At 72.7% G+C, this 13,332-nt stretch carries 12 protein-coding genes; 7 read left to right on the top strand and 5 right to left on the bottom strand.

Going from position 1 to position 13,332, the window contains the following annotated elements; genetic code table 11:
- Positions 1-44 precede the first annotated feature (44 nt).
- The 5 genes from ABZ906_RS01375 (at position 45) to ABZ906_RS01355 (ending at position 5,930) form a co-directional block, all read left to right on the top strand.
- Positions 45-1,361 (top strand): DUF692 domain-containing protein, encoded by a 1,317-nt coding sequence (locus tag ABZ906_RS01375; RefSeq protein ID WP_361376002.1) that lies wholly within the window; start codon positions 45-47, stop codon positions 1,359-1,361.
- Between the two features lie 9 nt (positions 1,362-1,370).
- The gene (locus tag ABZ906_RS01370; RefSeq protein ID WP_361375999.1) at positions 1,371-2,333 is read left to right on the top strand and encodes a TIGR04222 domain-containing membrane protein; all 963 of its coding nucleotides are present in this window, start codon (positions 1,371-1,373) and stop codon (positions 2,331-2,333) included.
- A gap of 205 nt (positions 2,334-2,538) precedes the next feature.
- Positions 2,539-3,354: a DUF4142 domain-containing protein gene (locus ABZ906_RS01365; RefSeq protein ID WP_361375996.1), complete on the top strand. Its 816-nt coding sequence runs from the start codon at positions 2,539-2,541 to the stop codon at positions 3,352-3,354.
- Between the two features lie 97 nt (positions 3,355-3,451).
- Positions 3,452-4,213, top strand: coding sequence for a TIGR04222 domain-containing membrane protein (locus ABZ906_RS01360; RefSeq protein WP_361375993.1), 762 nt, complete (start codon positions 3,452-3,454; stop codon positions 4,211-4,213).
- A gap of 97 nt (positions 4,214-4,310) precedes the next feature.
- Positions 4,311-5,930, top strand: coding sequence for an alpha/beta hydrolase (locus ABZ906_RS01355; RefSeq protein ID WP_361375990.1), 1,620 nt, complete (start codon positions 4,311-4,313; stop codon positions 5,928-5,930).
- Positions 5,931-5,933: 3 nt separating this feature from the next.
- On the opposite strand, the gene ABZ906_RS01350 is transcribed toward ABZ906_RS01355, so the two are convergent.
- The 3 genes from ABZ906_RS01350 to hemG all read right to left on the bottom strand — a co-directional run bounded on the left by ABZ906_RS01350 (position 5,934) and on the right by hemG (position 8,664).
- Positions 5,934-6,308 (bottom strand): RNHCP domain-containing protein, encoded by a 375-nt coding sequence (locus tag ABZ906_RS01350; protein WP_361375987.1) that lies wholly within the window; start codon positions 6,306-6,308, stop codon positions 5,934-5,936.
- A 180-nt stretch (positions 6,309-6,488) separates the two neighbouring features.
- Positions 6,489-7,208 carry a hydrogen peroxide-dependent heme synthase gene (gene hemQ, locus ABZ906_RS01345; protein ID WP_361194864.1) on the bottom strand — a complete coding sequence of 240 codons (720 nt, stop codon included), beginning with the start codon at positions 7,206-7,208 and terminating at the stop codon, positions 6,489-6,491.
- A gap of 4 nt (positions 7,209-7,212) precedes the next feature.
- Positions 7,213-8,664, bottom strand: a complete 1,452-nt coding sequence (gene hemG, locus ABZ906_RS01340; RefSeq protein ID WP_361375984.1) for a protoporphyrinogen oxidase — start codon at positions 8,662-8,664, stop codon at positions 7,213-7,215.
- A gap of 143 nt (positions 8,665-8,807) precedes the next feature.
- On the opposite strand from hemG, the gene ABZ906_RS01335 reads away from it, so the two are divergent.
- Together ABZ906_RS01335 and ABZ906_RS01330 are read left to right on the top strand one after the other, a co-directional pair.
- Positions 8,808-9,767, top strand: a complete 960-nt coding sequence (locus ABZ906_RS01335) for a DUF4349 domain-containing protein (RefSeq protein WP_361375981.1) — start codon at positions 8,808-8,810, stop codon at positions 9,765-9,767.
- A gap of 37 nt (positions 9,768-9,804) precedes the next feature.
- Positions 9,805-11,187: an FAD-dependent oxidoreductase gene (locus tag ABZ906_RS01330; protein WP_361375978.1), complete on the top strand. Its 1,383-nt coding sequence runs from the start codon at positions 9,805-9,807 to the stop codon at positions 11,185-11,187.
- Here the strand turns inward: ABZ906_RS01330 and ABZ906_RS01325 are convergent.
- Complete coding sequence (locus tag ABZ906_RS01325) at positions 11,184-12,188, bottom strand: hypothetical protein (protein WP_361375975.1); 1,005 nt, start codon at positions 12,186-12,188, stop codon at positions 11,184-11,186. The genes ABZ906_RS01330 and ABZ906_RS01325 overlap by 4 nt on opposite strands.
- A 65-nt stretch (positions 12,189-12,253) precedes the next feature.
- Positions 12,254-13,321, bottom strand: a complete 1,068-nt coding sequence (hemE, locus tag ABZ906_RS01320; RefSeq protein ID WP_361194874.1) for a uroporphyrinogen decarboxylase — start codon at positions 13,319-13,321, stop codon at positions 12,254-12,256.
- Positions 13,322-13,332 lie beyond the last annotated feature (11 nt).

Raw genomic sequence — 13,332 nt, 5'->3', positions numbered from 1 at the left:
ACGTGAACGAGCACGACGCGGGGTCTTGGCGGAGGAGGGGGAACATGAAACATCTGGGGACCGGAATCGGATGGCGTCCGGAGATCGCGGACGCCGTGGAACGGATGCCCGGCATCGACTGGGTCGAGGCGGTCGCGGAGAACCTGTGCCCCGGGCACCTCCCCGATTCCCTGCTGCGGCTGCGCGAACGCGGCGTGACGGTGGTGCCGCACGGCGTCTCGCTCGGGCTCGGCGACGCCGGCCGCCCCGACGAGACCCGCCTCGCGGCTCTCGCCGAGCGCGCGCAGGCCCTCGGGTCCCCGCTGGTCACCGAGCACATCGCCTTCGTACGCGCCGGGGGCCCCGCGACGGCTTCGCAGCCGCTGGAGGCCGGCCATCTGCTGCCGGTGCCGCGCACCCGCGACGCGCTCGACGTGCTGTGCGAGAACGTCCGCATCGCGCAGGACGCGCTGCCCGTGCCGCTCGCGGTGGAGAACATCGCGGCGCTGATCTCCTGGCCCGGCGAGGAGATGACGGAGGGGCAGTTCCTGTACGAGCTCGTCGAGCGCACGGGCGTCCGCCTCCTCATCGACGTCGCCAACCTCCACACGAACCACGTCAACCGCGGCGAGGACCCGGCGAAGGCCCTGGACGAGCTGCCGGTCGAGGCCATCGCGTACGTCCATGTCGCGGGCGGCTTCGAGCGGGACGGCGTCTGGCACGACAGCCACGCCCACCCCGTCCCCGAGCCGGTCCTCGCGATCCTCGCGGACCTGGCATCCCGGGTGACCCCGCCGGGCGTCCTCCTGGAGCGGGACGAGAACTTCCCGGCGCCGCAGGAGCTGGAGCGGGAGCTGGACGCGATCCGGGAGACCGTACGGGCGGGGGCGCCGGCCTCCGGCGAGAGCGCCACCGGCACTGCGCCGGCCGCCGCCGCGCCTGCCGCGCGCCCCTCCCCTGTACCCGACCCCACCCGGCAGCGTCTCGCCCTCGCGCAGACCTCGCTCCTGTCCGCGCTCGTCGCGGGGACGCCCGCGCCCGAGGGGTTCGACCGGGCCCGGCTCGCCGTGCAGAGCCGGGCGCTGGCCGGGAAGCGGGCGGACGTCGTGGCGAAGGTGGCGCCCGAGCTGCCGGAGATCCTCGGCAAGTCCTATCGCGCGCGGTTCCTCTCGTACGCCCAGGCGCGCCCGATGTCCGGCGGATACCGGCGTGACGCGCTGGACTTCGCCGAGCGGCTGCTGCTCGCCGGGCAGCCCGAGGACTCCGAGGCACGCGGTCGCCTCACCCGGTGGTGGCTGGAGCGGTCCGGGCCCGCGCCGCTGGACGGCAAGCCGGTCACGCGGTGGCTGCGGGCGGCTCGCCTCGCCCTGCGGCGGGGATAGGAGGCGGCCGTGCAGATCCTGTCCGTCTGTTTCGCCCTGCTGGTCGCGGCCTCGTCGGCCGCGCTCCTCTTCGGCGCGTCCCGCGTACGGCAGGCCGCGCCCGCTCACCCCGACGCGCGGCACGGAGCCGTGTTCGACCCCCTGGAAGCGGCCTTCCTGGCGGGCGGCCCCGGCCGCGTGGCCGACGCCGCGATAGCGGGTCTGCACGAGGACGGGCGGCTGGTCGTCGCGTTTCCCGGCGTCGTCGAGATCCGGTCGGCCGAGGCCCGCAACCCGGTGGAGGCCGCGGCGATCGAGGCCAGGGCCTCCGCGCCGAGCAGTGCCCTGCACTGGCTGCGCATCGGCGTGATGCGCAGCCCCGCCGTGCAGGCGATCGGCGACGCGCTGGCGCTGCGCGGCCTGATGGTGCGGCCCGAGGCCCTGAACCGCCTGCGGCGCCTCAGGATCCGGCACAACATCCTCAGCGCCGTCGGCTTCGTCCTCGTCATCGCCGTCATCGCCGTCGAGGACGACGACGGCCCCTCGTGGGATCCCGTGAGCGTGTCGACCATCGTCCTGATCGCGGTGTGGGTGATCGGTGCTCTGGTCGGCGTGCTCTCCGGGCGCACCGCCCGCGCCAGAGTGACCGCCACGGGCCGGACCGCCCTCGCGGAGTACCGCGCCGCGGGCGAGAACGTCCACGGCGCGGCGCACCGCGTGGCGGTGGACGGCCTGGTCGGGGTGCTCGACCCCGGGCTCCGCGCACAGCTGGAGGCCGCGCACCGCGTCAGGCCGGGGCGGACGACGTCGGGATCCTCCTCGGCGTACGCGAGCTCCGGGACCACCATCGCGTGGTGCGGGGGCGGCGGAGGCGACGCCGGCTCGACGTGCGGCGGCTTCGCCTGCGGAAGCTCCGGCAGCTGCGGCGGCGGCTCGTCCTGCGGGGGCGGCGGAGGCGGAGGCGGAGGCGGCTGCGGGGGCGGAGGCTCCTAGCCTCCGACTCCGGGCTCCGGCTTTCGCCTCGGTCTCGGCCCCGGTCAAGGGCTTGGGCGGGGCTTTGGCCAGGGGTTTGGGGGGAGGGAGAGTGGGCGCCCGTCTTCGATGCCCCTTACTGGTACGGCAGTTGACGTACTCCGGGCGGTATCCCGCAGGCGCCTCTCCGCGGCGCACTAACGTGCGGCGCGCAACAGGAGGCGTCATGCGATCCATCAACGGCACCGGCCTCATCGTCGCGGCACTCGTCGCGACCCTGGCCGCGCTGCTCTTCCCCGTCTGGTCGTACGAGGACAGGTCGGGCACCAGCCTGGACAGACTCAACGCGGAGACCGTGTCGACGCAGTTCGGCCCGCTCTCCGCGCTCGACCGCGACTTCATCAGCAAGGTGCGCCTCGCGGGCCTGTGGGAGCTCCCCGCCGGACAGCAGGCCGAGGCGCGCGGCACTACCGCGGCGGTCCAGACCGCGGGCGAACATCTCGTGAAGGGCCACACCTTCCTGGACGCGCGGGTGCGCGAGGTGGCGGCGCAGCTCAGCCTCGAACTGCCCAATCAGCCCAACCCCCAGCAGCGGGAGTGGCTCGACGAGCTGAGCGACGCGCACGGCGAGGCGTACGACGAGATGTTCGCCAACATTCTGCGCGCCGCCCACGGCAAGGTCTTCTCGGTGGTCGCCGAGGTCCGCGCGACCACCCGCAACTCGCTGGTGCGCGCGCTCGCCGACGACGCGAACACGACGGTCCTCGACCACATCACGGTCCTGGAGGGCACGGGCCTCGTCGACTTCGACGACCTGGCCCGTGACGCGGCATCGGCTGCTCCCGATCCGGTGACCCGCTCCCCGGCCCCGCCCGGTCCGGCCGGGACCCCGGCTCCGGCGACGCCGGTCTCCCCCTCGCCCACGTTCCCGCTGCCCCCACCGGCGTCCCGCCCCAAACCGACCAAGCCGACGAAACCCGCGAAGGAGAAGGGGAAGGAGAAGCGCGAAGGGAAAGAACGCGGCGGCACAGGGAAGAAATAGCCCCGCCGCCAAGCGGAACGTTACCTACCCGCTATCCCGCGTCCGCATGCTGAATAACCCGTGGCGCGAGCCCGCTTTCTCGCATAAAAACACCGGCATGTTCTGGCTTCCCCTCCTTCTCGTGGCCTGGGTCGTGACGGGCCTGTCCTGCGCCCGGCTCTGCCTCACCGCGTACCGCGCCGCCCGGCACGGCGCGGCCCCGGAGCGCCGTCATGAACTGACGCTGTACGAAGCCGCCTTCCTCTCCGGCGGCCCCGACCGCGTCGCCGACCTCACCCTGGTGTCGATGGCCCGCACCCGGCGCCTGCTGCTCGCGCACACCGGCTGGGCGACGGTCGTCGACCCGGTGGGCGGCGACGACATGGAGCGTTCCGTGCTCGGCGCCATAGGGCCCGACGGGCAGGCGCCGATAGCGCCGGTACGCCGGGCCGCGGCAGGCACCGACGCCATGCGCGCCCTCGCGGACCGCCTCGTCGCGGCAGGTCTCGCCCTGCCCGACGGCACCTGGTCCGGGGTGGCCGGAGCGGTCCGGCAAGTGCGGGCCGCCACGGCGGCGGTGGTCGCGCTGGGGCTCGTGGCGCTGCTGATGCCCGCGCAGGAGCCGCCGGGGCAGGTGTCCGTGGCGCTGTGGTTCGCGCTGCCGCTGGTCCTGAACGCGAGCTGCCTGGCCGTCGCCCGCTTCGAGATCCACCCCTACCCCCGCTGGGCCTCGCCCGCGGGCCAGCTCCTCCTGAGCGCGCTCCCCGCGCGCGGCGGCTCGGATCTCACCGCGGTCGCCGTACGCGGCACCCGCGTCCTGGCCGATCCGGAACTGCGTGCGGCTTTCGCACACCGGTATGCGGCGCATCGGAGTCATTGAGCCGAAACAGGTGAGGCGGTGCTTTACTTCGCCAATTACCGAACGAATCATCCCTTTTATTCGAGCAACGCACGGCCGAATGAAGGAATGAAGAGCGATGAGAGCAGCAGCCGCCCTCTACGGAACCGCCGGATCCCTGGTCCTGACCGCCCTCGTCGCCGCCCCCGCGGGAAGCGCGTCCGCGGCCGACCCCGCCCCCTATCTGGAGGCGCACGGCAGCCTCCTCGCGGCCCAACGCGCGGAGGCGGCGGGCATCCGCTTCGGTGACTGTCCGGCGTCGGAGGGCCTGCCGCCCTCGGTCAAGTGCGGCACCGTCTCGGTGCCCCTCGACTACGCCCGCCCGTACGGCAAGCAGATCAAGCTGACCGTCAGCCACGTCAAGGCCACGAAGAAGGCCGCACCGCGCCGCGGCAAGGCCGTCAAGCGGCAGGGCGCCCTCGTGTTCAACCCCGGCGGGCCCGGCGGGTCCGGCATGTATTTCCCGATGGCCGGCATGCTCCCCGAGTGGAAGCGCATCGCGGCGGCGTACGACCTGGTGGGCTATGCCCCGCGCGGTGTGGGCCGCTCGGCCCCGATCTCCTGCCAGGACCCCAAGCGGTTCGCCAAGGCGCCGACCCAGGCTCCGACCTACCCGTCCGCCGCGTACAAGCAGGAGCGCATCAAGCAGGCGAAGGCGTACGCGGAGGGCTGCGTGAAGCGCTCCGGGCAGGACGTGCGGCACTACACGAGCCTGAACAACGCCCGTGACCTGGACGTCCTGCGGGCGGCGCTCGGCGAGAAGAAGCTGACCTTCATGGGCGCTTCGTACGGGACCTACTTCGGCGCCGTGTACGCCTCGCTCTTCCCCACGCACGTGCGCCGCATGGTGTTCGACTCGGCGGTCAACCCCGACCCCGAGCAGATCTGGTACCGCAACAACCTCGACCAGTCCGCCGCCTTCGAACAGCGCTGGGGCGACTTCCGCACCTGGGTGGCCAAGCACGACAAGACATACCACCTGGGCAAGACGCCCGAAGCCGTCTCGCGGAGCTACGAGAAGGTGCGCGACGCGGTCGCGAAGAAGCCCGCGGGCGGGAAGGTCGGGCCCGGCCAGCTCCAGTCGGCGTACCTCCAGGCCGGGTACTACGACGACTACTGGCCGACGCGTGCCTCGGCGCTCTCGGCGTATCTGAAGGGCAACCCGAAGCCGCTGATCGAGCAGGCGGGGCCGGAGCCGAAGGCGGCCAAGGAGTCGGAGAACGGCAACGCGGTCTACACCGCGGTCGAGTGCAACGACGCGGCCTGGCCCACGGACTTCGCGACCTGGGACCGCGACAACTCCAAGCTCGCGCGCACCGCTCCCTTCGAGACCTGGGACAACGCCTGGATGAACCTGCCGTGCGCCTACTGGCCCGCGCCCCGGCAGCAGCCCCTCGACGTCCGCGCGTCGGCGAACCTGCTGCCCCCGACCCTGATCCTGGCCGCCGAGCGCGACGCGGCGACCCCGTACAAGGGCGCTCTGGAGCTGAACCGCAGGCTGGGGGGTTCGGTGCTGGTGACCGAGCGGGACGCGGGAACGCACGGCATCGCCGCCGGGCCCAACCGGTGCGTCAACGGCCACATGGAGTCCTACCTCCTGGAGGGCAGGCTCCCCGAGCGGCCCGCGCAGTGCGCGCCGCACAAGGAGCCCGAGCCGCTGTCCGGCGCGCGGGCAGCGGCTCTTCCCGAGGGCCACTAGCCGCTAGAGGGCTCCGAGCCGCTCCAGCGGGAACGGCGGCTGGGCCAGCGGCCGCACCGCGAGCCGGGTCAGCGGCAGGGCGTTGTCGTCGCCCGCCGTGCGGTTGGCGTGCAGGACACCGCAGTGCATGCAGCGATGGACGAGGATCCACTCGCCGTCTCCCCGTACGGAGATGGCGAGGGGTTCCATCCGGGCGCCGCAGTCCGCGTCACGGTCGCCCGGGGTGTCGTCGAGGTGACGGCTCCACAGGCAGTTGGGGCAGTGGTTGCGGTGGCCGGTGCCGGGCGCGGTCATCGAGACGTCGAGACCGCAGTGCAGGCAGCGGAAGGACTGGGCGCGCGCTTCAGTGCGGGCCCGCCGAGAGGTGTTGCGGGACATGGTGGGAGTGACTCCAGTGCGTCGCGGAATGGGCTGACTTCGAGCTGTTCCGCGGGGCCCTGGGCATACAAGCACCATCTTCCTGTTCTCGGCTTCGACCTCTCGATGAAACCCGCACCGGGCGGGCGCGGCAACCGAATTACGGCTGCCGCGCCCGCCCGGTGCGTGAAGCGGGGAGGGTTACGCGAGGCCTGCCACGAGGTCCGCCACGGACTTGCGGCGGCCGGTGTAGAACGGGACCTCTTCGCGGACGTGCATGCGGGCCTCGGAGGCGCGCAGGTGCCGCATGAGGTCGACGATGCGGTACAGCTCGTCGGCCTCGAAGGCGAGGATCCACTCGTAGTCGCCCAGTGAGAACGAGGCGACCGTGTTGGCGCGCACGTCGGGGTAGCCGCGGGCCATCATGCCGTGGTCCTTGAGCATGCGGCGGCGGTCCTCGTCGGGCAGGAGGTACCAGTCGTAGGAGCGCACGAAGGGGTAGACGCTGATGTAGTTGCGCGGCGTCTCGTCGGCCAGGAAGGCCGGGATGTGCGACTTGTTGAACTCGGCGGGACGGTGCAGCGCCATGTTCGACCAGACCGGCTCAAGGGCGCGGCCCAGCTTGGTGCGGCGGAAGAGGTTGTAGGCCTCCTGCAGCTCGTCGGCGGTCTCGGCGTGCCACCAGATCATGATGTCGGCGTCGGCGCGCAGGCCCGAGACGTCGTACGTGCCGCGGACGGTGATGTCCTTGGCGGCGAGCTGGTCGAACAGCTCCTGGACCTCGTCCGCGTAGCCGGCGCGGTCCTCGGGGAGCACGTCACGCAGCTTGAAGACGGACCACAGCGTGTAGCGGATGACCTCGTTGAGGTCCTTGGCCTTCTTGCCCGCGTTCGGGCTCTTGGCGGGGGCGTCGTCACTCATGGCCCTATTCTCCTCCGCCGCCGTGCAGACTCTGCACCGGGTTGCGGGTGAGCTCCTGCACACCGGCCGGGTCACCGCCCAGTGCGTCGACGGCCGCGTAGGCGCTCGCGATGCACGCGGGGATGCCCACGCCGTCGTACGCCGCTCCGCACACGGCCAGGCCCGGCAGCTTGGCGACGTGCTCGCGGACGCGGGCCACGCGCGCGTGGTGGCCGACGGGGTACTGCGGCAGGCCGTCGTGCCAGCGGGTGACGCGGGTGGCGACGGGCTCGGCGTCCAGGCCGGTGGCCGCGCGCAGGTCATGCCGGGAGAGGTCGATGAGGTCGGCGTCGTCGCGTCCCAGGATCGCGCTCTCGCCGTACCGGCCGACCGACGTGCGCAGGACGAGGAGGTCGGGGTCCTCGTCGGCGATCCAGCCCCACTTGCGCGAGGCGAAGGTGGACGCCTTGATGGTGTGTCCGTCGACGGGCGGCACGAGAAAACCGCTGCCTTCGGGGAGGTCGGTCTCGCTGCGGCGGTAGGCGAGGGTCATCAGGGCCATGGAGGCGTACTCGACGCCCGCGAGTTCGGCCGCGGCGGCGGGCGCCTCGACGCCGAGCAGTGCGGCGGCGGCGTACGCGGGCACGGCGACGACCACGGCCCGGGCCTCGACGGTCTCCTCGCCCGTGGTGACCTGCCAGCCCTCCGGGGTGCGCCGCAGTTCGGTGACCGGGGTCCCGGTGCGGATCTCGCCGCCACGCGCGCGTACCGACTCCGCCACGGCGAGCGGGAGCCGGCCGACGCCGCCCTCGATGCCCATGAAGACGGGGCCGGTCTGCTGGTTCTGCGCGGCGCGGGCCTGGATGGCGCGGACGCCCTCGGTGAGCGAGGTGTGCGTGCGGGCTGCCTCGAAGAGCTGCGGGACGGCCGAGCGCATCGAGATGCGGTAGGCGTCGCCCGCGTACACCCCGCCGAGCAGCGGCTCCACGAGGCGGTCGACGACCTCGCGGCCGAGGCGCGCGGCCACGTACTCGCCGACGGCGACGTCGTCGCCGACCTCGGTGGGCGGCAGGTCGCGGTCCTGTTCGATGCGGTGCAGGCCCTCGTCGGAGAGCACTCCGGAGAGGGCGGACGCGTCACCGGGCACGCCCATCACATGGCCCTTGGGCATCGGCCGCAGGGCTCCGCGGGTCCAGATCGCCGCGGTCGCCGTGGCGGGCGGCTGGAGCCGGTCGGTCAGGCCCACCTCGCGGGCGAGGGCGACGGCCTCGGGGCGGCGGGCCAGCATCGACTCGGCTCCGAGGTCGACGCGGACGCCCTCGATCTCGCCGGGGAGCAGCTTTCCGCCGAGCCGGTCGGAGGCCTCCAGGACGGTCACGCGGGCTCCGGTACCGAGCAATCGGTGGGCGGCGGCAAGGCCGGCGATTCCGCCACCGATGACGACGACATGGCCCCTACGTGTGTCCGTTTCGCGCATGCCCCCCACTCTACGAGGCGGCCGCTTCGAGCCGGACGAGTCCTGACCGTGACCCCATCGGGACCGGTCGGCAACCACCGTTCCGGCCCTCCCCGGCGTCAAAGGAGCATCAGCCACCACCAACCTCGGGGGGGTACGTCGAGATGCTCGCGTCCGGCACATCAAGGCACCGCACCGTCCAGGCACTCTCGGCCCTGCTGCTCGCGGCCGCCCTCGCGCTCACGGGATGCAGCGCGGGCGCGGGCGACGGCGACGACGCCGGCGGCAAGGCGGCGGGCTCCGCGCAGCAGGACGCGGACAAGTCCGGCAGCGGCGACGAGAAGGGGGTGGCCGGGGGCGGCCGCGCGGACCAGTCCGGCGCGAAGAAGCCGCCCGAGCTCACCGGCACGCACATCATCCGCACCGCCACCCTGACCGTCCACGTCAAGGACGTGCCGAAGGCCCTGGACGAGGCGCGCGCGGCGGCCGCCGACGCGGGCGGTGTCGTCGGCGACGAGACCACGGACCGCGACGGCCGGGGCCACGAGCGCTCCCGGATCGTGCTGCGCGTCCCGCAGGACCAGTACGAGGAGGTCCTCACGGCGCTCGAAGGAACCGGCAAGCTGATCAAGCGCAAGGCCAAGGCGCAGGACGTGACCGACCAGGTCGTCGACGTGGAGAGCCGCGTCAAGTCGCAGCGGGCGAGCGTGGCCCGAGTGCGGGAGCTGATGGACAAGGCGACCAAGCTGAGCGATGTCGTCGCCCTGGAAGGGGAGTTGAGCTCCCGCCAGTCCGAACTGGAGGCGCTGCTCGCACAGCGGTCCTCGCTCAAGGACCGTACGAGCATGTCGACGATCACGCTCTCGCTGAGCGAGACGGCCGTGAAGAAGGCCGTCCCGGACGATGACGACCCGACGTTCGTGGACGCGCTGTCCGGTGGCTGGAGCGCCTTCGTGACGATGCTGCGATGGGTGGCGGTGGCCCTCGGCGCGATCCTGCCGTTCGTGGCGGTGGCGGCGCTCCTTTTCCTGCTGTGGCAGCGCCTGGTGCGGCCCGGGCTGCGGCGGCGGCCCGCGGTGGCCGCGGCGCCCGCCGCACCGGCGCGCGAAGGCGACGACGACTAGCGGTCCGTCAATTGCCGCCGCGTCGTAGCGTGTCCGTATGAGTAGCGCGAGAGAGCGACTGGTGGTCATCGGGGGCGATGCGGCGGGCATGTCCGCCGCATCGCAGGCACGCAGGCTCAAGGTCCCGGACGAGCTGGAGATCGTCGCGTTCGAGCGCGGCCACTTCACGTCGTACTCGGCCTGCGGCATCCCCTACTGGGTCGGCGGCGACGTCCCCTCGCGGGACGAGCTGATCGCGCGTTCGCCCGAGGAGCACCGGGCCCGCGACATCGACCTCCGGATGCGTACGGAGGTCACGGAGATCGATGCCGGGGGCGGCCGGGTCCGCACCCGGGACCTGGAGTCGGGCGCCGAGGCGTGGACGGCGTACGACAAGCTCGTGATCGGCACCGGCGCCCGCCCGATCCGCCCGTCGCTGCCGGGCATCGACGCCCCCGGCGTGCACGGCGTGCAGACCCTGGACGACGGACAGGCGCTCCTGGACACGCTGGCGGACACGGAGGGCCGCAGGGCGGTCGTCATCGGCGCGGGCTACATCGGCGTCGAGATGGCCGAGGCGCTGATCCAGCGCCGCTACGACGTCACGGTCGTCAACCGCGGCCGGGAGCCGATGTCGACGCTCGACCCGGACATGGGCCGCCTCGTCCATGACGCGATGACCGGCATGGGCATCGAGATGGTCAACGACGCCGAGGTCACCAAGATCCTCACCGGTGACGACGGCCGGGTCAGGGCGGTGGCCACCGAGGACGCGGAGTATCCGGCGGACGTGGTGGTGCTCGGCATCGGCGTGCGCCCCGAGACGGAACTCGCGAAGGCCGCGGGCCTGCCCGTCGGCGAGTACGGCGGGCTGCTCACCGATCTGGCGATGCGGGTGCGGGGGCACGAGAACATCTGGGCGGGCGGCGACTGCGTCGAGGTGCTCGACCTGGTCTCGGGCCGCGAGCGCCACATCGCGCTCGGTACCCACGCCAACAAGCACGGCCAGGTCATCGGCTCGAACGTGGGCGGGAGTTACGCGACCTTCCCCGGTGTCGTCGGCACGGCCGTCAGCAAGGTCTGCGACCTGGAGATCGCCCGTACGGGGCTGCGCGAGAAGGACGCGCGGGCGGCGGGCCTGCAGTACGTGTCGGTGACCATCGAGTCGACGAGCCGCGCGGGCTACTACCCGGGCGCGGCCCTGATGACCGTGAAGATGCTCGCCGAGCGCCTCACGGGACGGCTGCTCGGCGTCCAGATCGTCGGCCGCGAGGGGGCGGGCAAGCGCGTCGACATCGCGGCCGTGGCCCTGACGGCCCGCATGACGGTGGACCAGATGACGGCGCTCGACCTCGGCTACGCACCGCCGTTCTCGCCGGTGTGGGACCCGGTCCTGGTGGCGGCGCGCAAGGCGGTCGCGGCGGTCAGGTCGGCGCGCTAGGAGATGTCCGGGTCCTCCGGGGAGCCCGCTCCGAAGAGGGTCTCGCGCCGCTCCCGCAGTCGCGCGAGGGTCTCGCGGGCGGTGGCGGCGGTGAAGGCGGGGCACAGGAGGGCTTCCGGCGGGGCTCCCCAGCCGCTGGACATGCGCTCGACGTCGTAGACCCGGCGTCCGGCGGGGCTGCTCAGGTGCAGGCCGACCCAGACGGCGTCGGAGCCGCTGCTCGGCAGTCCGGGGTGCCCCTCGTGCGCGCACCGGGCGTCGGAGAGGTGAGAGAGGGCGGCTTCGAGTCCCGCCGCCAGGGCGTCGAGGACCGGCTTCGACCGCATCAGGTCGGAGACGGCGTACCAGGAGACGGCCGCGGCGGCGATGACGAGCCCCGCGCGGTCGTCGGGGTCGGCGGCCCGGCCGAGCGCGTCACCGACGCGGGAGATCTCGGAGTCGACGTCCGTGCCCGGCCGGGGGCAGCCGTGCAGGACGGCGGCGAGGGACTCGATGTCCCGCTGGGTGTCCTCGGGCAGGCGCGGCGGGATACCGGTCGCCGATCCGGGCTCGATGAAGTCCATGGCGATGCGCGCGAACCCGGCGACGTTGCGCGGACAGAGCCACGCGTCGCGCGGGTGCTCGTCCTCGTCCCACTCGGCGCTCTCGTCGACCAGGTCCGCCACGAGGTCGCGGAGCCAGAAGAGGTGGTCCTCCAGCTCGTCCTCGGCGTACGGATGGGCTTCGTGGGCGCACGGCCGCTCCCTGAGCGCCCCGTCGGCCGCCCGCGCCGCGTCGAACACGGCGCCCGGTACGTCGTCGCCCGGCAGCCAGCCGACGTACGGCAGCATCATGACCAGTCCGAAGGTCCACTGATGGGCGCGCTCACCGCCGGGGTCCGCGGCGAGCGCCCGGGCGCATTCCAGGACAATCCGGTCCTTCGCCGCGTCGCGATGGCTCTGGTAGTCGTCCTGGACTCCGCCCCAGGCCTCGACGAGATCACCGATCTCCACCGCGGACACGGCCTCGCCCCCTCCTCACCCGGCATATTCAGGCGAGATTTTCAGCCAACTGTGAACCGGCTCTCTCAGCGGGCGGTCCGCGTGTGGACGTGCTCCACGAGCCGCGTCAGCGCCTCCGGGTCCGTGGTGGGCAGAACGCCGTGGCCGAGGTTGAAGATGTGCCCCTCGAGACCGGACGCGGCGTCCAGGACCTCGTCCGTCTTGGCCTCGATCGCCTCCCGCGTGGAGAAGAGGACCGCCGGGTCGAGGTTCCCCTGAAGGGCCTTGCCGGGACCGACCCGCCGCACGGCCTCGTCCATCGGCACGCGCCAGTCGACGCCGACCACGTCGGCGCCCGCCTCGCCCATCAGACCGAGCAGTTCACCCGTGCCGACACCGAAGTGGATGCGCGGCACCCCGTACGGGGCGACCGCCTCGAAGACCTTCTGCGACGCGGGCATCACGGAGCGCCGGTAGTCGGCGGGGGCGAGGGCGCCCACCCACGAGTCGAAGAGCTGCACGGCGCTCGCGCCCGCCTCGATCTGCACCTTCAGGAAGGCGCCGGTGATCTCCGCGAGCCGGTCGAGCAGGTCGGCCCACAGCTGCGGGTCGCCGTACATGAGCGCCTTGGTGTTCTCGTGGTTGCGGCTCGGACCGCCCTCGACCAGGTAACTCGCGAGGGTGAAAGGCGCGCCGGCGAAGCCGATGAGCGGGGTGGACCCCAGCTCGGCCGTCAGCATGCCGATCGCCTGCGTCACGTAACTCACGTCGTCCGGCGTCAGATCCCGCAGCTGGGCGAGGTCGGCGCGCGAGCGGATGGGGTTGGCGACGACCGGGCCGATGCCCGGCTTGATGTCGAGGTCGATGCCGATGGCCTTGAGGGGGACGACGATGTCGCTGAAGTAGATCGCGGCGTCGACCTTGTGGCGGCGCACCGGCTGCAGCGTGATCTCGGTGACCAGCTCCGGCATCATGCAGGACTCCAGCATGGCCGTGCCCTCGCGCACCTTGCGGTACTCGGGCAGTGAGCGCCCCGCCTGCCGCATGAACCAGACCGGCGTGTGCGGCACCGGCTCGCGCCTGCAGGCCTTCATGAAAGCGGAGTCGTACGTAACTGCGTTCTGCTGGCCCGCGGGGCTCGTGTTGGCACTCACCCGGAAAGTCT

It is taken from the genome of Streptomyces sp. NPDC046925, assembly GCF_040644915.1.
In the GTDB taxonomy this organism is placed as follows: Bacteria; Actinomycetota; Actinomycetes; order Streptomycetales; family Streptomycetaceae; genus Streptomyces.
This window is presented reverse-complemented; position numbering and strand designations above follow the sequence as displayed.